The 19,214-nt window shown below is 68.6% G+C and carries 10 protein-coding genes and 1 tRNA gene; 2 read left to right on the forward strand and 9 right to left on the reverse strand.

Translation table 11 applies throughout. The features are described from left to right. Positions 1–258: 258 nt before the first annotated feature. The 8 genes from SLW55_RS14390 to SLW55_RS14425 form a co-directional block, all read right to left on the reverse strand. Positions 259–1,302, reverse strand: coding sequence for a lipocalin-like domain-containing protein (locus SLW55_RS14390; protein ID WP_320745334.1), 1,044 nt, complete (start codon positions 1,300–1,302; stop codon positions 259–261). Positions 1,303–1,413: 111 nt separating this feature from the next. Next, positions 1,414–2,502, reverse strand: coding sequence for a carotenoid 1,2-hydratase (locus tag SLW55_RS14395; RefSeq protein WP_226977771.1), 1,089 nt, complete (start codon positions 2,500–2,502; stop codon positions 1,414–1,416). Between the two features lie 398 nt (positions 2,503–2,900). Continuing rightward, a complete protein-coding gene (locus SLW55_RS14400; RefSeq protein ID WP_152238804.1) occupies positions 2,901–3,743 on the reverse strand; it encodes an alpha/beta fold hydrolase in 843 nt (280 codons plus the stop codon). 545 nt (positions 3,744–4,288) lie between these two features. Continuing rightward, positions 4,289–10,561, reverse strand: a complete 6,273-nt coding sequence (locus SLW55_RS14405) for a YDG domain-containing protein (protein WP_320745335.1) — start codon at positions 10,559–10,561, stop codon at positions 4,289–4,291. Positions 10,562–10,595: 34 nt separating this feature from the next. After that, the gene (locus tag SLW55_RS14410; RefSeq protein ID WP_242004339.1) at positions 10,596–12,323 is read right to left on the reverse strand and encodes a ShlB/FhaC/HecB family hemolysin secretion/activation protein; all 1,728 of its coding nucleotides are present in this window, start codon (positions 12,321–12,323) and stop codon (positions 10,596–10,598) included. A 305-nt stretch (positions 12,324–12,628) separates the two neighbouring features. After that, on the reverse strand, positions 12,629–13,294 hold the full coding sequence (locus SLW55_RS14415; RefSeq protein ID WP_267121810.1) for a response regulator transcription factor: 666 nt from the start codon (positions 13,292–13,294) through the stop codon (positions 12,629–12,631). 75 nt (positions 13,295–13,369) lie between these two features. Then, complete coding sequence (locus SLW55_RS14420; protein WP_295906894.1) at positions 13,370–15,388, reverse strand: sensor histidine kinase; 2,019 nt, start codon at positions 15,386–15,388, stop codon at positions 13,370–13,372. A 554-nt stretch (positions 15,389–15,942) separates the two neighbouring features. After that, positions 15,943–16,019, reverse strand: a tRNA-Arg gene (locus SLW55_RS14425). A gap of 259 nt (positions 16,020–16,278) precedes the next feature. Here SLW55_RS14425 and ubiA point away from each other — a divergent pair. Next, positions 16,279–17,181 (forward strand): 4-hydroxybenzoate octaprenyltransferase, encoded by a 903-nt coding sequence (gene ubiA, locus SLW55_RS14430; protein WP_017909533.1) that lies wholly within the window; start codon positions 16,279–16,281, stop codon positions 17,179–17,181. A gap of 109 nt (positions 17,182–17,290) precedes the next feature. Here ubiA and SLW55_RS14435 read toward each other — a convergent pair whose 3' ends face one another. Beyond that, positions 17,291–17,998 carry a ComF family protein gene (locus tag SLW55_RS14435; protein WP_152237309.1) on the reverse strand — a complete coding sequence of 236 codons (708 nt, stop codon included), beginning with the start codon at positions 17,996–17,998 and terminating at the stop codon, positions 17,291–17,293. A gap of 73 nt (positions 17,999–18,071) precedes the next feature. Between SLW55_RS14435 and bioB the strand changes: the two genes are divergently transcribed. After that, positions 18,072–19,115, forward strand: coding sequence for a biotin synthase BioB (bioB, locus tag SLW55_RS14440; RefSeq protein ID WP_295906897.1), 1,044 nt, complete (start codon positions 18,072–18,074; stop codon positions 19,113–19,115). Positions 19,116–19,214: the final 99 nt, after the last annotated feature.

Here is a 19,214-nt window from a genome sequence, read left to right on the forward strand (position 1 = left end):
CAAACGACCCGACCAATCCGCAGCCGGCGAACCCTCCCGCAGGAACGCGGCGGGCACCGCGCTCCTGCGGGATGGCGCGCGTGCCCCCTGGCGCGACGCTGCGCCTATCCCGCCCAACCGCGAGGCGGCGGCGGCCTCCTCGGGCCAATCGGCGCGGCCGTCGCCGCGCCGTGCACCACCGCTGCCCACGTCACACACACCGTTGTTCCAGGCGACTATCTCCGCCTGGAACAAGGTTGCTGCGATACGCCGCCTCGTTCAGGGCAGCGACGTGTACGGCTGTCGCCACGGATTGACTTCGACGTAGCTGCGGCCGGTCACGGCAGCGCCGTTGAGCGTGCCGACCACTTGCGAAGCGCCTTCCCAATACGTGCGGTGCCCGGTCCAGAGCATCTCCTGGTCGTCGACCAGCGGCGTGATGAGCAGGTTGCCTTCCGGCAGGATCACGTTCCACTTGGACTCGTAGGTGTAACCGGAGTTCGGACTCGTCCAGGTCGCCAGCCGTTGCAGATCCATCTGGTCGCCGGAGACGGGGGTCGCCACGCCCTTGGACACGCGCGTGCCGTACTTGTTGGTAATGGCGCCAGTGTTGGGGTCCTGAAGGTAATACAGCATGTACTGGGTGTCGTTATCCATCTGGATGGCGAACCAGTTCCAGCCGCCGCCGAAGAAGGAGCCGTTCTCGTCGGAGGCCATGCCTTTCACGAACCACTGCCGGTCCTGCCACGAGGTACCGATGATCTTGATCGGCACGCCGTTGTCGTAGACCGTGCCTTCGGTGTCCAGCGCCGTGGAAGAGTAGTACGCCGAGGTCTTGGCGATGGGACGGTAGTCCACCACGCCGTTGCCGTTATGCAGCACGAACGGCATGTCGCTGCTGGTCTTGAGGTCGATGGCGAAGCGCCCATCGCTCAGTGCGCCCTTGATCGCGTAATTCTGCTGCGACCCGCTGATCGACCAGCCGTTGTTGGCGAAGTTGAAAGAGCCCTTCTGATCGGGAATCTGATCGGTGACGACGCGCTCCTCCACCTTGTGCAGCTTGTTGTTCACGTCGGTGACCGCGAAGTGCCAGGAATAGGTGGCAGTCCCGGACCCGATCGGCCACAACTGGAACACGGTGACCTCGTAGCCGAATTCGCGCTTGGCGCCGCTGGGGTCCACGCCATACAGATGGCCGACGAAATACCACCATTCCAACTGACTGTGGTGCGGACCCTCGTCGCGCGGCAATTGCACCGGCGTGGGTTCTTCGAACACCTGCGCAGCCACGGGTGCGGACGAGAAGCCGCACGCGATGACCATGGCAGCAGCGAGCCAGCCGCGGAAGCGGCTAAACGTTTTTGTTGACAGACGCATTGTGATCCCCTGCAAGATGATGATGGATGTCGTACTGATTGGATGCGACTGGGCACTTCACGGCAGGACGCGCATCCCCCAATCCACGCCCCACGGGTTCATTTCGGCGAATGCCCTGCCGGTGATCGATTTCCCCGCCACCGTGCCGACCACCTTGGCAGGACCCTCGAAATAGAACTTCTGCGTGGCCGGCGCATACAGCTCGGCGTTCTGCAGCGTCGGCGTGATCGTGATCGCGCCGTCCGGCAAGGTGACCTTCCATTGCGCCGGATAGGTGTAGCCGGTGTTGGGGCTCGTCCAGCTGCCGATCCGTTCGAGCTTGAGCGCACTGGGATCGAGCGGGGTGTAGTGACCTTCGGCGGTCTTGACGGCGAGCGCCTGATCGACCGTACCGTCGCCCTTCATGAAGAAACTGATGTTGTATTGGCTGTTGTCGTCCAACGACACGCCGAACCAGGTCCACCCGCTGTTGGCGTCGCCCGGGATGCCGTTGGCCCATTCGTGGTCGTACCAGGAAGTGCCGGTGACCTTGACCGGCACGCCGTGATCCCAGACGGTGCCGCTGGTTGCATTGACGTTGAAGGAATAATACGGCGAGATGAATCCGCCATAGGTTTCCACGCCATTGGTTCCGTTCAAGGTCGGTTTCTGCAGCGCCTGGGTACTGAGGTCGATGGCATAATCCAGATCGACAGGCGCGGCCTTGGCATAATAACTGCCCATCGAACCGCCCATCTGGAAGCCGGCGACGTCCAGATCGAAACGATCCGTCGACGTGGTGAACGGCCCGGTCACCACCTGCTTCTTGAAACGGAAATCGCCGCGATCCAGATCCGAGATCGCGAAATGCGCGTCGTAGATCGGTGCGGTATTGGCGACACCAACGATCTGAAATACCACCATTTCATACGCGTATGAGTGTTTTCCCCCAGATGGATCGGTGCCGTCCAGAAAACCGGTCATGTACCACCATTCGGCCGGCTGGCGATGCGACGCTTCGTCGTGTGGGAGCGAGATGCTTGTTTCGATGGGTGGAAATGTCCCGATCGCCTGCGCGGACGCGGCGGGCGCAAGCAGCGTCGCGGGAAACGCGAGAGCGGCGATCGCGAAGGCATGCACGAGTTCGTGCATCCGAATCATTTTCATGACGGAATCCCCTGAGTAGCATTAAGTGAGTACCGACTGCAGCTGTCGGGCTTGCGTGGAACGCGATGACGTTTTGTGCAGTGCAGCGATGTCGCGTTCGATTCAAATCTATTGCCGCCGTTGTGGCTGTCAATGATTCAATTTTAAATTTTTCAATCCTGCAACGCAGGTCTCATCATGACAGCGCATGACGCTCAATCGGCGTCGGCGGCAGCGGGATTTATAACCAATTTCCGACAATCACCGCAGACGATGCGCAAATCGCAGAAAATTTCCCCATACTTATTTTCCGCAATGCGCACGGACGTTCCGTGCATAGAAATCCGCCGGTCACGCTTCCTGTCCAAATAATCGTCCAGTGCAAAATGTTCCACGCCGCGGCATCCGCGAGCAGAGCCTCAAAGCATCCGGTCGGCCGCGGCCACCGCATCGGCGATCAAGCCGTTGCAGCGGCGCGCATGCGTGAAGGTCATGCCATGGGAGGCGCCGGCGAGTACCTCATGGCGCACCTGCGGCAGCCAGGCCGCCAGGGCGGCGGCGTTGTCGCGGTACTGGGCCGGACTGCGTTCGCCGGCGACCAGCAACACCGGCATCGCCAGGGTGGCGGCCTGCTCGGGCCGGTACGCCGGCAGTGCATCGGCGATCTGCGGCACCAGGGTCTGCGCGTTGTCGCGCACCATCTGCCGGAAGCTCGCGCTGCTGCGCGCCCAGGCCCCGGGCTGGCTGACCGAATCGACGAAGCACTCCAGGCCCGCCTCGATCTGGCCGCCCTGCAGCAGCGCGATCGCCTGTGCGCGGACCGCCTGCACCTCGGGCGGCAGTCCCTGCGGCTGCGGACCGCCTGGATCGAACAGGGTCAGGCTGGCGATGGCGTCCGGCCGCAGCAATGCCGCCTGCCAAGCCACGGCGGCTCCGCGGGAATGCCCGACCAGGTGCACTGGCCGCGCTTCCTCGGCGAGGAAGGCGGCGAGCTGCTGCGCATGCCAGCGCCAGCCGAACGCATGCCGCGACGCCGACGGCAGTCGCGGGTAGTACTGGCCCAGGCTCAGTGCACTGAGCTGGAAGCGGTCGGCCAGGCCGCGCAGCTGCGGTGCCCAGTAGCGGTAGTCGCACAGGGCCCCGTGCACCAGCAGCACCGGCGCGCCCTCGCCCACCCGCAGATAGGCCAGCGCATCGTCCGCGCCGAGCCGGCGGACGGTCGGCTTGGGCAGGGGCCTGCGCGAACTGCTCGTCGCGATCATGCGTGCGACACCGCGACTACCGCCAGCCACGCCGACAGCCAGCGGCCAACAACGCCATCGCCGCGCGAGCAACACGCCGTTTCTTGCGTCGAAAGGGAAGTGGGGAAGCGCTCGGCATCCCGATACGATAGCCGTATCGCCCCGGTGCGGCGACACTGCAGCGATGGGCGGCACAGCATCGCGCTGGCCGCGCGGCACATGCGCCGGAACGGCGGCGGCAGCCTCCCACCCACAAGGCTGCCAGAGCACACTCCCGCATGAGGGCTTGTGCGACGCAGGGTCGCGCTGTGTCGCACCCTGCATGCATCAGGCAATGACACCTCCAGAATGTGGCGCGTCCGCGGCGCGACGATGGCGAGGCGATGACCTTGATCTCACCGCAAGGGTGCTCCGCGCTTGCCACCATCGCACCGCGGACGCCGCTGCCTCCGCTTCAGGCGCATCACCCGCGCCGAGACGGTCGAACCCGGCCTGGCCTTTCCCCCGATCAGCCAGGCCGCCGGGACGCAGAGGCGGCAGCCGCCCCTGTGTCCCTCGCCACTCCGTCAGTCGACGAAGCTCAGCACCAGCGCGCGCACCTGCTGCACCGACACGCCCGCCTGCTGCTTCAGCGCGCCGAGCGCGTAGGCGCTGAGCGTTTCGCGGTCCATGCGTGCGGCCGAACGCGGCGCCACCACATGGAGCGTGCCGTCTTCCAGCAGGGACAGGCGCAGCGTAGCGTTCTCGTCCGCATCGACGGCCACACTGGTCTGGGCGCTGGCGCGAACGTTCTGCTGCAGGTTCGGCGCGGTCGGCGCGCTGCCGTCCAGCGGGTGCAGCGCCAGGCTGCTGCCCAGGTCTTCCACCCGCAGGCGGCCAAGCGCGCGGCCTTCGCCGTCGAACACCGTCAGCACCGCCACTTCAGGCTGCGCCAGGGTCTCGCCACCGGTAGCGAGGCTCACGCCGGCACCGTTGCGCAGCACCTGCTCCATCGCCACATCGCCCGGGGCACCGCCGCGCTGGCCGGCACCCTGGCTTGCGGCGCCAGCACCGCCCTGGGCATCGACGACGTTGCCTGCGCCGTTGCCACCGGTATTGGCGCCCGCCGAGCCGGTGGCACCGTCGGCCGCGGTGATCCCGGTGCCCGTGCCGATCGCAGCGCCGGCAGTGCCGCCGGCACCGCCCGAACCACCGGCGCTACCGCCAAGGCCGCTGCCGCTGCCACCGGCGGCGCCACCCGATGCCGTGCTGCCGGCGCCGGTCGGATCGAGCGAGGTTCCACCCAGCCGCGGTTGCGCCGATGCGCCCAGTTCCCCCATCGCGCCGGCCGCTGCCGAAATCGCGCCCGCCGCCGTCAACGAATTGCCGTCGGCGGTGCCGCCCGGCTGCGTGCCGTTGCCCCCCATGCTCGGCTGCGAGACCGCGTCCACCGCGTTGCGGCCCGGCAGGTCCTCGATGCCGGCGACGGTCTGCTGACGCGCGTCGGTCAGGCGGTAGTTGCCCGCGTCGGCACCGCTCAGGGCCAGTGCGATCTGCACCGTCTTGCCCGCCGCGGCCGAGGCATTGTCGTACTGACCCCGACCCTGCAGCGCGACCTCGTCGCCAGCGACCACGCCACGCAGCGGCGGCAGTACCAGCACCGCGTCGCTGCCGCCGTCGAAGCGCTTGTCCAGCACGGCCACATTGCCGACGGTCAGTGCCTTCGCCGCCACGTCGCCGCGCGACTGCAGGCTGGTGTTGACCAGGCGATAGTTGCCGGCATCGCCACCGCGCAGGTCCGCGGTCACGTCCACGCGCTTGCCGGTGCCGGCGTTCTTGGTGTCGTAAAGGCCCTGCAAGATCAACGCCACGTCGTCCCCACCGACCGCGCCGACCAGGCCGCTGCTACCGACGGTGGCGGTCCGGTTGCCGTCGTACACCTTGGTGGTCACGCTCAGCGTGCCGGCGTCGATCGTCTTGGGCGTGATGTCGCCGCTGGACTGCAGGCGCGTCGCGAGCAACTGGTAGTTGCCGGCATCGCCACCGCGCAAGCCCGCGGTCACGTCCACCCGCTTGCCCGTGCCGGCGTTCTTGTCGTCGTACTGGCCTTGCAGGACCAGCGCCACGTCGTCCCCGCTCAGCGTGCCGACCGGGCCGTTGCTGCCGACGTTGGCGGTGCGGTTGCCGTCGTACACCTTGGCCGTCACGCTCAGCATGCCGGCGTCGATCGTCTTGGGCGTGATCGAGGCGGTACTGCCGCGCGGCGTCGAGGTGGCCACGTCCATGACGTAGTTGTCGGCATCGGTGCCGCCGAGTTGTGCGGCGACCACGACGCTCTTGTTGTCGCCGACGTTCTTGTCGACGAACGCGGCCTGGGTGGCGACGGACACATCGTCGCCGACGACGGCATTGCCGAGCGTGGCGTTGCGCACCTGCGCGCCGATCCCGCCGTCGTACACCTTGCCGGCGATGTCGACCGCCACCGTCAGCGTGCGCTTGGCGATGTCGGCATAGGCCGTGCTGTCGACCAGGTAGTTGCCGGCATCGTTGCCGCCGAGCGCGATGCCGGACACGGTGACCTGCTTGTTGACGCCGGCGCGCTTGTCGGCGAACACCGCGCCGGATGCACCGGCGAAGCGCACGTCGTCGCCGCTCACCACGCCGCTCAGGGCCGCCGACCCCAGGCTGGCGGTGGTGGTGCCGTCGTAGACCTTGCCCTGGATCGAGCCGGCCCCCAGCTGCAGCGTCTTCTGGCTGATCGTACCGATGTTGGCACTGGCGCTGGTGCTGGCCAGACCGTAACCGTACACGCGCACCGCGCCGTTGCCGGCGTGGTCCACGCTCAGGCCGTCGACGGTGACCGCCTTGCCGTGGCCGACGTTCTTGCTGTCGTAGTGCGCGGTGGTGCCGGTGACGACGACCGTATCGCCGTCGATCGCACCGCTGCTGGCCGTGTAGCCGATCCCGCCCAGTGCGGCAGCGGCATTGCCGTCATAGGTCTTGCTGGCTGCGCCGGTCAGGGCGACGGCAACGGTCGGGGCGACGCGGTAAAGGAAACCGCTGCCCGCATCCAGCACGGTGCTGCCGGTGCCGGCGTTGTACTGCTTGAACTGCGGCGCCAGACCGCCGCGGGTGTCATTGAGCGGCGAGGTGGAATACACCAGCCAGCGGCCGTTGCCGGTGCTCACCGCGCTGCTGCCTGCCTGATTGATGAAGTTGCGGCCGGCCGCCAGCAGCACGCCGGTCTGTCGCTGCGCGGCATTGCCCGCGCTCACCGCCTGTTGCAGCGTCAGGTCCGCGCTGGCGCCGGTCAGGCGCACGTCCACCGCGCCGGTGGAGGCGATGCCGGCGAGGCCATCGACACTGCCGACCAGCAGGCTGCCGTTGTTGCGGAAAGTCAGGTCGCCGCTCTGTGCCGCGATCGCGTTCACCAGGGTACTGGCGGAGGTCAGCGACACCGCGCCGCTGGAGCGCAGCGCCAGTGCCGCGGCGGTCAACGCGCCGCTGCCCTGGATGCCGGTGCCGGCGACGTCGTTGAGCGACAGCGTCTGCGCGGCGCTGATGCCGTGGTTCAGGCTCAGGCCGCCCTGCGCGGCGCTGAGATAGAGGCTGCCGCCGCTCACGCCGACGTCGTCGGTCTGCTGCAAACGACGCGCCTGCACCTGCATGCGGTTGCCGACGGCGACGTTGAACGCCCCCATCGTCACGTCGTTGCCCGACGCATCCACGCGCAACGTGCTCACGCCGTTGAAGCGCGACAGCATGCTGCCGCTCAGGACAGTGCTGCTGCCGCCGAACGCGAACGGGTTGCCGCCGGACAGGGCGAAGGCCACGGTAGCTGCCGTCTGATTGCTCAGCGTGGTGCTGGCCCCATCGAAACCGGTGCCGGCAGTGGCGGCGAGGGTGGCGGCGCTGTTGTTGAAGTTGATCGCGCTGTTCAGGCCCAAGGTTCCTGTCGCGTTCAACCCCACCGTCCCGGTGGTGCCGGCGCGCACATTCAAGCCGGTCAGTGTGTCGGCGAGACCCAGGCCCCAAGTGGCGCTGGAACTGGCGATCTGGGTGGCGCCGCCCACGTCCAGCGCCAGCGTGGTGAAGTTGAAGGTACTGTCGCTGAGGGTGGCCCCGGCGCCGGCGGTGACCGCCAGTTTGGCCGCAGATACGCCGCCGTTGACTCCCAAGACGCGTTGGCCGCTCTTCAGGCTCACGGTGCTGGCGCCAGTGACGATGTCGCTGTCGAACACCAGGTCGCCGCCGTCGCTGCGGCCCACTTCCAGCGTGGCCGCGTTGACCTGGCCGATCGTCGCGTTGCTGAGCCCGGTGCCCAGATGCAGGGCGTTGGCCGCGGTCATCTGCCGGATCGTGACTTTGCCGTTGCCGCCGTTGGCGGTGACATGCTGGCTGAGGTTGATGGTGTCGCCGGTCAGGATCACGTCGCCGGTGCTGTTGCTGAGGCTGCCGGCGGTGATGTCCAGGGTCTTGTCGAGCAACTCGAAGCTGCCGCTGGCGTTGAAGTTGTAGTTGCCGGAGACGCTGATGGTGCCGGTGCCGTCGGCGCGGCCGATGGTCAGGTTGCGGATGCCCGGCAACTTGTTCAGCGTCGCCGCCGAGGCGAAGCCGTTGGCGTCGCCCAGCACCATGTTGACCGAAGGGTCGTACGGCTCCAGGCGCATCGACGCCGTGCTGAGGTTGTTGAGGGTCGACGAGCCCCAGTCGATCTTGTTGGCGCGCAGCACCAGCACGCCGCTGCCGGTATCGAGATTGACCGGTACGTTGCCGAACACGATGTTGCCGTTGGTGTAGATGCTCGCGTTGCCCTTCATGGTGAACGCGGTATCGATGTTGAAGTCGCCGCTGGCGTCGATCAGGCCGTTGAGGATCTTCTCGCCGCTGGTGTAGCTGCCATCGGCCTTGAACAGCACGCGCCCGGCGCCGAGGGTCATGTTGGAGTTCAGTGTCACCGCGCCCTGCCCGGTGGACAGGTACACGTTGCCGCCATTGCTGAAGATCGGCGAGTTCAGGGTCAGGTCGCCGCCGCCCATGTTGTCCGAGTCGCCCCAGATGCGCACGTAGCCGCCATTGGTGGTCAGCGCGCCGCTGACCGAGATGCCGTCGGCGCCGTACAGGGTGATCGAGCCGGCGCCCGGGGTACCGTTGCCGTTCTGGGTGACGTCGTGGGTCGGCAGCGTGCCGGGATTGGTGCCGGAGCCATGTGCGATCAGGTTGCCGATGCTGCTCAGGAAGCCGGTGTTGGTGCGTCCGCTCTGCATGTAGATGCTGCCGGTCCCGAACACTTCCACCGTATTGGTCGGATTGGCGAAGCTGATGGTGCCGTTGGTGTTCTCCAGACGCAGGCTGACATTGTTGGCCATGCTCAGGCGGCCGTTGCCGCCGTTCAGCGACAGGTCGCCGAAGGTGATGCCATTGTCGGCCACCAGCATCACGTTGGCGTTCTGCGCCTGCAGGTCCCGCACGTATACCGTGCTTCCGCCCAGGGAACCGATGCCGGTGCCGCCACCTTGGATGCTGATGGTGTCCGGGTCCAGCAGCAGGTCGCCCATCGCGCCGTTGGCCGCGCTGGCATCGGTGCGGCCGCTGTAGGCGAGTTGCTGCTTGCCGGAGACTTCGGCGCGGCCGCCGTTGCCGCCTTGCGCGCCACCGCGCACGGCGATGCTGCCGGCGAACCGGGTGTCGCCGTCGGACCAGACCACCGCTTCGCCGCCGTTGCCGCTGCTGCCGGCGCTGGCGTCGAGCGCGACGCTGGCATCGGCCTCCACGTGGGTGGCGTTACGCAACGCCGGATCGTGCCCCTGCCAACCGCCGCCGACGTGGATGGCGCCACCGCCGGTCGCGCCGCTGGCGTCCAGGCGCGCGCCGCCGTCCAGGCGTAGCTGCTGGCCGAGCACGTCGATGCGGCCGCCCTGGCCGGTCGCCGAACTGGCGTCGAGGCGGCCGCTGACGTGGACCTGGCCGGCGTCGCCGCCGTCGAGCAGGATGCGACCGCCATGCGCGCCCAGCGAGGTCGCTTCGACCACGCCATCCATGTTGATGACGCTGGAGCGCAGCGCGCTGGCGCCGGCGGCGCTGAGCACTACGTTGTTGCCGCGGATGGTGCCGCTCTGCGCCAGTTCCGCCTTCAGCGCGTCCTGGGCGACCGCCAGCGACAGCAGGCCGTCGCTGCCGAAGTCCACCGCAACGCGATCGCCTGCGGCCAGGCCGACCTGGCCCGCCGCGATGCTGCCGGTGTTGCCCACCGCCGGCGCCAGCAATGCCACCACGCCGCCGTTGGCGCGGATCGCGCCGTCGTTGCGCACCGCGCCGGCCGCACCGCTGGCGACGAAGCGCGCGTGTCCGCCCAGGAAGTCGCTGTCGCTGATGCCAAGCGAGCTGACCAGCAGCCCGCCCACGTCCACCTGCGCGCCCTTGCCGAAGTACACGCCGTTGGGATTGACCAGCCAGACCTGGCCGTTGCCGCTCAGTTCGCCCAGCACCTGGCTGGGCGTACCACCGAGCACGCGGTTCAGCGCGATGGCGGTGCTGTCGGGCTGCTCGAAGCGCACGCTGGCCTGGTTGCCGATGTCGAAGCTGTTCCAGTTCAGGATCAGCCGCTGGCTGTCCTGATGCACGGTCAGGTTGGCGCCGTGCTGGTCCAGGTGCGCATTGCCGGCGGCGATCTGCGCGCCGTCGGGCAATGCGCCAGGATCCACGGCATAGGCCGACAGCGGCACGCTGCCGATGGCGATCGCGGCGGCGGCAGCGCGCACCACGGTGCCGCTGCGCTTGCCGCGGCGGCGGGAAATCTCGGCGGCGACCACGTAGGCGCCACGCAGTTCGTCCCAGATCAAACGGTAGATGTGATTCATGCGAATCGTCCTCAGAAGGCGTGGAGTGGCGGCGTCAGAAGCGCAGGCTGGCCTGCAGCCACAGGTAGTGGTCGTCGCGCAAGCCGTCGGCGTTCAGGCCGGCGGCGCTGCGGCCGGGGTTGTCGCCCAGCCGGTGCGCCCAGGCACCGCGCAGCGACCAGCGCTCGCCTTGCAGGTTCAGGCCGATACCAGCGCTGGACAGGTCATACGCATTGCCCGACCACGGCATCACCGATCCCGCCCACGGATCGATGTGCTGACGCACGTGGCCGTGATCGGCGAACAACAGCGCCTGCGCACGCACGTGCCTGGCGACGAGGAAATCGCGGCGCAGCTCGGCATTGACCAGCCAGCCGTTGTCGCCGCTGCCTTCGCCGACCGCATGCCCGCGCACCCCGGACGGGCCGCCGAGCAGGAACTTCTCCGATGAATCCAGGTTCTTGCTGGCGAACTGGCCATTGGCACCCACGTACAGACCCCAGTTGCTCAAGCCGCCCAGGCTCTGATTGCGCTCCACGCGCCAGACCAGCTTGTTGTAGCTGCCGCGGGTGCGCGCGCTCAGCCCGTCGGCGATGCGGTCGGCCGCGTTGTCCAGATCCACACGGCCGGCGACCCAGCCCAGGCTGGCGCCGAAGTAACCGCCGCCCCACCAACCGTCCCAGGCGTTGCCGCTGAGCATGGTGGTGAGCCGGTCCAGATTGCGCTCGCGCAGGACCTGGCCCAGCGCCTTGTCGACCAGCTCGCGACGCTCGGCGTCCATGCTGATCCACAGGCTGCGCTTGCGCGTGCGCAACAGCGGATAGCTGAGGCCGGCGCTGACGGTACGCGCGCTGCCGCGCAGGTCCAGCGGCTTGAACTCGGCGCCAACCGCGTAGTGCATCGACGAGGCGGCGACGTTGGCGCGCAGACCCGACGGGGTCAGGCCGATGGCGTAGTTCAGACCCAGCAGATCACTGCCGCTGCTGTGGCTGAGGTTCACGCCGAGCAGGTCCTCGTGCTCGAACGGCCGATTCACCGCGCCCCAGGCGCTGCTGCGCCACGCGCCGGTGTAGCGGTTGGCGAAGTTGTCCACGCTCGCGCCGCCGATCCACGCCGGCGCACTATCGGCACGGATCAGCAGGCGGCTGCTGCCGGGCTCGGCGCCCTTTTCCAGCGTCGCACGCGCGCTCACGCCTGGCACGTCGTTGATCAACAGCAGCGCGCGCTCCAACTGGTCGTTGCGCACAGGCCCTTCGGGCAAGGCCGCATCGGCGATGCCGGTCGCGCGGGCGCGCAGCGCGGCATCGTCGGACAGCACCTGCACGCGGCCGGGCGCGTTCTGCAGACGCCCGATCATGATCGCGATCTCCAGCTCGCCGTTGCTCAGGTCCTGCCGCGGCAGATAGGCGCGCGCCAGCAGATAGCCCTGCGCCTGCAGCGCGGCACTGACCCGCTGCGCCAGCGCCTGCAACTGCGCGTGGGTCAGCGACTTGCCCAGCGCATCGGCAACCACCGCCTGCAACGCCTGCGTGTCGATCGCGCCCTCGGCTCCGCTGAAGCGGACGCGGTCGATGCGTGCGCTGAAGCCGCCATCCGGCGCATCGGGCAACGGCGCCTGCAGCAACGCGGCCGCATCGTCGGCCGGCGGCTGCAGCCGTTCCTGGCGCTGCTGCTGGTTGAGCAGCGAACCCGCGTCCGGCGGCGCTGTCTGCGCAAGAGCCAAATTGACAGCGAGTGGCAACGAGCCGAGGCCAAGAAGCTTGGCCAGCCGCGTGGTATTCATGCAATGTCCCCGTGTGGTGCGCAGAACGCGCCCTTGTTGATCGGCGCCATTCTGGAGATCACGAGGGTGTGAAAACTTACGAGTTCTGACACGCCCGCGTAACGTCAGAAGACCGCATACGCATCCCGCTCGCGCCGCAGAATTGCAGGCTTTTTCGGCGGATTTTTGGCGCACTCAAACGGTCGGCGGCCGGCACGCCACCCTCATCGGCGGCGGAATTCTGACGCGCATCGCCGGCGCCACAGCGTGCGCGCACTCGATTGCGCAAGATCGCCATCGCACGCTCGCCTTACGGTGTGGCGCAGTCACTCCACGCGCACGGGCTCGGTCGTCAGGTAGCCGCGCGCGTGCTCGGTGCGGATCGGCAGTTCTTGGCGGCAGGCGTCGCGGCAGCGCCGACGCAGCCGGCTGATCAAGGTGTCGAGGCGACGCTGGTCGAAGGACATCCAGTCCCAGCCCAGCGCCTCGGCCACCTCACGGCGCCCGGTCATCTCGCCGGCGCGCACGGCCAGCACCCGCAACAGCGCGAACTCGCGCGCGCTCAGTTCCAGACGCGCATCCTCCGGCGTGTACAGGCAGCATTCGCTGGCGACCAGACGCCAGCCGCGCGGCAGCCGCCGCAACAGCGCACGCACGTGCGCCGCCAGTTCCGCCAGGCGCACCGGCTTGACCAGATAGTGGTCGGCCCCGTTCTCCAGGCCGTGGATGCGGTCCTCGCTGGCACCGCGTGCGGTCAACATGATGATGCCGACGCCCGGGGAGGCGCTGCGCAGGCGCTCCACGCTCTCCAGGCCATCGGCATCGGGGAGCCCGCGATCGAGGATCACCACGTCGAAGCGCAGCCCGGCACTTGCGGCGAAGAAGGCCGCGGCCGAGCCAGCGGATACCACGCGGTGTCCGGCGCCGACCAGATAACTCTGCAGTTCCTCGCACAGATCCACTTCGTCTTCGAGCAGACCGATCAATGCCATGTCAGCGTGCCTCCCCGGCGCGGCGGCGGCGCGCGACGCCATGCCGTGCGCCGCATGTGCGGTGCGTGCGCATGCTCACCGCCCCTCCGCGGCGACGGCCTGGGGCAGGCGCAGGCTGAAGGTCGCGCCGCGGCCGTCGCTGTCCAGGGTCAATTCGCCGCCCAATCGCAGGGCGATGCGCTTGACCAGGTACAGCCCCAGCCCCGCGCCGGCAGTGCCGCCGCTGCCGCTGCCGCGCGCGAACTTGCGGAAGATCCCGGTGTGCTCGTGCTGCGGAATGCCGGGACCCTGATCGGCGACGCCGAGGATCAGGGTCTGCGCCTGCGCCGTGGCCGTCAGCCGTACCGGTTGTCCCGGCCCGGAGTACTTCAGGGCGTTGCCCAACAGATTGTCCAGGGCGATCCGCAGCAGGCCGCGGTCGCAATCCACCCGCAGCGGCGCCTGGGCCAGTTCGACCCGCACGCGCTCGCGTGACGGATCGAGCGCGTCCAGCACCTCGTCGATGAGCGCAGGCAACGCAAACACCTCGCGCTTGAGCGCGCCTTCGTCCGAGAGCACCTGTTCATCGTCGAGGAAACGTTCGATCAACTCGGACATGCGCTCCACCGATCGCTGGATCTTCTCGATGCGGCGGCGTCCTGCCGGTTGCAGCGCGGTCTCCGTGTCCTGCAGCATCTGGCCACTGGCATGGATGATCGACAAGGGCGTGCGGAACTCGTGCGACAGCAACGTCACGAATTCGCGCTGCTCCTCGCGCAGCCGCTGCTCGGCGACCAGTGCCTGCCGCAATTGCGTCTTGCTCTCGCGCAGGCGCTGCTCGGTGGCCTGACGCTGCACGATTTCCTCGGCCAGTTCGCGGGTGCGTTCGCGCACCTTGTGCTCCAGCGATGCCTCGGACTGCTGCGAGAGTTCCAGCGCCAGGGCCAATGCATCTTGGCGTTGCTTCTCCAGCGCGTAGAAGCGTTGCGCGAAACTGAAGGTCAGCAACAACAGGTGCAGGGTCAGGCCCACCGCCAGCGGCGCGCCATTGCGCAGCCACGGCGTGTTCGGCAGCAGGCCAAGGTTGATCAGGAAGCCGCGGAAGAATGCGATGTACAGCACCAGGAACGCCACCAGGTACAGCTTGGCCATGGCCTGGCCGCGCCAGCTCAGGTAAGCCGCCACCAGCAGCAGCAACGGTACGCTGACCAGGCTCAGCCCCTGCACGAACGGCATCACCGTTCCGAACCTGCCAAGCAGGAATCCGCTGCAGGCGACGCCGATCACCAGCCACACGAAGGTTTCGTAGGCGCGCGACAGCCGCGGGAAATGCGTGTGCAAAGCCATCAACCGCACGCTGAAGGACACGGCGATGGCCACGCTGAGCGCCAGCACCACGCCGAGTACGGTGTCGCCGCCATCGTGCGTGTCCAGACGAAAGAACGGGCCGACCAGGCCCCGGGTCTTGTACACGCTGTAGCCGCTGGTGGCGATGTAGGCGACATACCAGCGCACCGGCCCCACGCCGCTGCGTCGCCAGATGAAGGTGCCGGCCATGCACAGCGCGAGGATGAAGCCCAGGAAGATGCTGTCCTGGCTGGCGGACAAGGCCTCGTGGGCGAGCAGCGCCTGCGGCTCCCACAGCTTCAGCGCCACCGTCATCGCATTGCGCTCGGTCAGGCGCAGGTAGACCTCCGGATAGCGTCCATCCGGCGCTTCCAACTGGAACACCGGCGTCCGCAGCAGGTAGGGGTACTCGCGCCGCGACACGTCCTCGCCGCGACGCAGTTCGCGGAAGCCACCGCCCGGCTGCGGCACGTATAGGCGCACGGTATCGGCCAGCGGCGCGTCCACCTGCAACATCAGCACCCGAGGCAGGCCGGTCATGCGATCCAGGCGCAGGCGCAGCCAGACCGCATCAGGGATGTAGCCGAGACTGAACTCCGGCGACGTCGGCTGCAGGTCGCCGCGCGCCGCCACCGCGTGCACGTCGAGCGTGCCGGCACGGTCGCGCAGCATCTGTACGTGCCCGTCCAGGGCAATGGAGCGGCGGCCCTGCTCGGAGACCGACTGGATCCCGCCGCACCCGCCAAGCAACAGGACGATCAGGAGCAACAGGGGCGTGAGCGTCGAGCGGCGGCGCATGAAGAACCCGGCGTTGTATCCGAACGTGTGCGTATGCAGGTGGCGGGCGTCACTGAAGGCACTGCGAGCGGCATCCCCATGCCGGCCCTGTGGCGGACACTACCCTGGCCGCTCCGAAATTCTACACAGGGAGACATGTAATGTGAAATTCATCAACCTATGACGTTGCGCAACACCTCGTTCCGTGCGTTCCGGCGCACGTCCCGTCTCCGAACACGCACCCACCCATGCCACGTACCGCAGCCAGTACCACGCCTGGCGCCCTGCTCGGACACCGCGCAGACGGCTCCAGCAGAGCACGCCGCGCACCATGCTTCTGGGAGCGGATGGGACGCTGGCCAAGCGCTGGGACAAGGTCGGGATCGCGCGGGCATGACGCATCGGCGCCACAGCGCCCGGCAGCGAGCAACGCATGCGTTCGCACGGTCGCAGGACGGCGGAAGCGAAAGAGGAGAGAGGAGCCTGCGCAGATGGCGGACAGGACGCGGGCGATGCCAGACAGGATCGGCATGCACGGCGGGGGATGGCGCGCCCGGAGGGATTCGAACCCCCGACCAATGGCTTCGGAAGCCACTACTCTATCCGGCTGAGCTACGGGCGCAACGGACGCGCATTCTAACGGCATTCGTGGTCCGCGTCTCCCCCATTCGCACGGCCCGGCGACGGCGCGCGCGTCATGGGCATGCGGCCGCCGCCGTCCGCTCACCGGCACCGTGCGTCGACATGCGGCACGGCGGCCACCTCGCCGTGGACGCCTGGCGCCCGTCCGCGTCCTGCGGCGCTCGGCCAACCAACGCAGGACACGGCGCATCCACCTCCGCGACGCGCCGCCGGCACCACGCGGCTGCTACCCTTGCGCGATGGGTTACGAACGCTACGAAACGCCTGCCGCGCTGCCGCCGCGCGCGCGCCTGGGCCAGTATTGGAAACTGCTGCGCGGCGACCGGCCGATCGGCGTGCTGCTGCTGCTGTGGCCGACCTGGTGGGCGCTGTGGCTGGCCGCCGATGGGATACCGCCGCTGTGGACCTTGTTCGTGTTCACCGCCGGGGTGTGGCTGACCCGCTCGGCCGGCTGCGTGATCAACGACTACGCCGACCGCTGGCTGGACCCGCAGGTCGAGCGCACCCGCAGCCGGCCGCTGGCCACCGGCGCGGTCAGCGGCCGCGAAGCGCTGGCGGTGTTCGCGGTGCTGATGCTGGTGGCGTTCGCGCTGGTGCTGACCATGAACGCGCTGACCATCGGCCTGAGCGTGGTCGGGCTGTTCCTGGCCGCCAGCTATCCCTACCTGAAGCGCTACACCTACCTGCCGCAGGTCTATCTGGGCATGGCCTTCGGCTGGGGCATTCCGATGGCCTTCGCCGCGGTGCGCGGCGAGGTGCCGGCGCTGGGCTGGCTGCTGTACGCGGTCAATATCCTGTGGGCCACCGCCTACGACACCTGGTATGCGATGGTCGATCGCGAGGACGACCTGCGCGCCGGCTCCAAGTCCACCGCCATCCTGTTCGGCGAACTCGACCTGGTCATCCAGGGCGTCCTGTACGCGCTGATGTTCGTCGCTCTCGCCTTCGTCGGGCATCGCGCGGACCTGGGCGTGTGGTACTGGGCCGGGCTGGGCGTGGCGGCGTTGCTGGTCGTCGTCGAATTCCGCATGGCCCGGCACCGCGAACGCGCGGCGTGCTTCCGCGCCTTCCTGCACAACAACTGGGTCGGCCTGGCGATCTTCGCCGGCATTGCCGCGGCGCTGGCACTGCGCGCCGGCTGACACCGACGCGGTTCGGCAGCCTGCTTCGGCGGCGCGCAAAAACGCCCTGGCCACAGGCCACGCGATAGCCACGGGTCCGCACGCGGTGCAGGCACAGCCGGTGCAGCGCTCACGGCACCCGCGCCACCACCCAGGCATCGACCCGTTCGACGCCGGCACGGCGCAGTGCCTTTGCCGCGGCGTGGAGGGTCGCGCCGGTGGTCATCACGTCGTCGATCAGCGCCACGTGCGCCGGCAACGCCGCCGAATCCGGCACCGCGAACGCACCACGCAGGTTGTGCCGGCGTGCGCGCGCATCCAGTTCGGATTGCGCCGCGGTCGCCCGCACCCGCTGCAGGTCCAGGCACAGCGGCAGCTCCAGCGCGCGCGCCAGTGGCCGCGCCAGTTCCAGCGCCTGGTCGTAACCGCGCTGGCGCAGCCGGGCCGGATGCAGCGGCACCGGCAGCAGCGCCTGCGGCCGCGGCAAGGCCGCGCAGCGTGCCTGCAGCAGCGCGGCGAGCAGGCGCCCGGCGGCCAGGTCCTGATGGAACTTGAAGCGGCGCAACAGGCCATCGACCGGCGCGGCGTACACGCAGGCGCTGGCCACCCGCTCCAGCAACGGCGGCCGGCGTTGGCACGCGCCGCAGACCTGCTCGGCATCCAGCGCCGGCAACGGCAGCGCGCAGCGGCAGCAGGCCGCCGCATTCCAGGGCACGCCGTCTCGACAGGCGGCACACAGGTCCAGGCCCGGCGCGCCGGGCTCCCCGCACACCAGGCAGCGTTCCGGCAGCAGGCGGCGCTGCAACCAGCGCCAACCGCCGTCAACCAAACCAGTCATTGTGAAGTTGACAGGACGTTGCATGCTTACCAGACTGCCCGCTTTCCCAGCCGCTGACCGTCAGGAAACCCCCATGTCCGCTGTCGTCCGACACGACTGGCAACGCCAGGAATTGCTCGCCCTGTTCGACCTGCCGTTCCCGGAACTGCTGCACCGCGCCGGCGCCGTGCACCGCGAACACTTCGATCCGGCGCAGGTGCAGGTGTCCACGCTGCTGTCGGTGAAGACCGGCGGTTGCCCGGAAGACTGCGCGTACTGCCCGCAGGCGCAGCGCTACGCCACCGGCGTGGAGGCGCAGAAGCTGATGAGCACCGAGGCGGTGCTGGACAAGGCGCGCCAGGCCAAGGCCGCCGGCGCCTCGCGGTTCTGCATGGGCGCGGCCTGGCGCTCGCCCAAGGACCGCGACATCCCGAAGGTGGCGGAGATGATCCGCGAGGTGAAGGCGCTGGGCCTGGAGACCTGCGCCACCCTGGGCATGCTCGACGGCGCGCAGGCGCAGGCGCTGAAGTCCGCCGGGCTGGACTACTACAACCACAATCTGGACACCGCGCCGGATTTCTACGACTCGATCATCCACACCCGCCAGTACCAGGACCGCCTGGACACCCTGACCCACGTGCGCGACGCCGGCCTGAAGACCTGCTGCGGCGGCATCGTCGGCATGGGCGAGTCGCGCGACCAGCGCGCCGGCCTGCTGCAGGCGCTGGCCAACCTGCCGGTGCATCCGGATTCGGTGCCGATCAACCGCCTGGTGCAGGTCGCCGGCACCCCGCTGCACGGCACGGTGGAGTTGGACCCATTCGAGTTCGTGCGCACGATCGCCGTCGCCCGCATCGCGATGCCGCGGGCGATGGTGCGGCTGTCGGCCGGGCGCGAGAGCATGAGCGACGAACTGCAGGCGCTGTGCTTCTGCGCCGGCGCCAACTCGATCTTCTATGGCGAGAAGCTGCTGACCACCGGCAACCCCGACACCGAGCGCGACCAGGCGCTGTTCGCACGCCTTGGGCTGCGGCCGATGCAGGTGATGGTCGATGCCGATGCACACGACCATCCCGGGACCGTGCACGCCGACATCACCACCCAGCCGACTGCGGCGATCGCCGCCGCCCTGGTCTGAACCGAGGCCGCGCGTCCGTCCGCCGATCCGGCCGTCCATCGCCGGCGGCGTCCGGCCCGGCCGGGGACGCGCTACGCTAGCCCGCCAGATGCCCGTCCC

The sequence above is a fragment of the Xanthomonas sp. LF06-19 genome (genome assembly GCF_034105425.1).
In the GTDB taxonomy this organism is placed as follows: domain Bacteria; phylum Pseudomonadota; class Gammaproteobacteria; order Xanthomonadales; family Xanthomonadaceae; genus Xanthomonas_A; species Xanthomonas_A sontii.

Excerpts from the sequence above, each read along its gene's own strand:
- SLW55_RS14405 (WP_320745335.1), bottom strand. The coding sequence starts at position 10,561 with ATGAATCACATCTACCGTTTGATCTGGGACGAACTGCGTGGCGCCTAC.
- bioB (WP_295906897.1), top strand. The coding sequence starts at position 18,072 with ATGTCCGCTGTCGTCCGACACGACTGGCAACGCCAGGAATTGCTCGCC.
- SLW55_RS14395 (WP_226977771.1), bottom strand. The coding sequence starts at position 2,502 with ATGAAAATGATTCGGATGCACGAACTCGTGCATGCCTTCGCGATCGCC.
- SLW55_RS14390 (WP_320745334.1), bottom strand. The coding sequence starts at position 1,302 with ATGGTCATCGCGTGCGGCTTCTCGTCCGCACCCGTGGCTGCGCAGGTG.
- SLW55_RS14415 (WP_267121810.1), bottom strand. The coding sequence starts at position 13,294 with ATGGCATTGATCGGTCTGCTCGAAGACGAAGTGGATCTGTGCGAGGAA.
- SLW55_RS14410 (WP_242004339.1), bottom strand. The coding sequence starts at position 12,323 with ATGAATACCACGCGGCTGGCCAAGCTTCTTGGCCTCGGCTCGTTGCCA.
- SLW55_RS14400 (WP_152238804.1), bottom strand. The coding sequence starts at position 3,743 with ATGATCGCGACGAGCAGTTCGCGCAGGCCCCTGCCCAAGCCGACCGTC.
- SLW55_RS14435 (WP_152237309.1), bottom strand. The coding sequence starts at position 17,998 with ATGACTGGTTTGGTTGACGGCGGTTGGCGCTGGTTGCAGCGCCGCCTG.
- ubiA (WP_017909533.1), top strand. The coding sequence starts at position 16,279 with ATGGGTTACGAACGCTACGAAACGCCTGCCGCGCTGCCGCCGCGCGCG.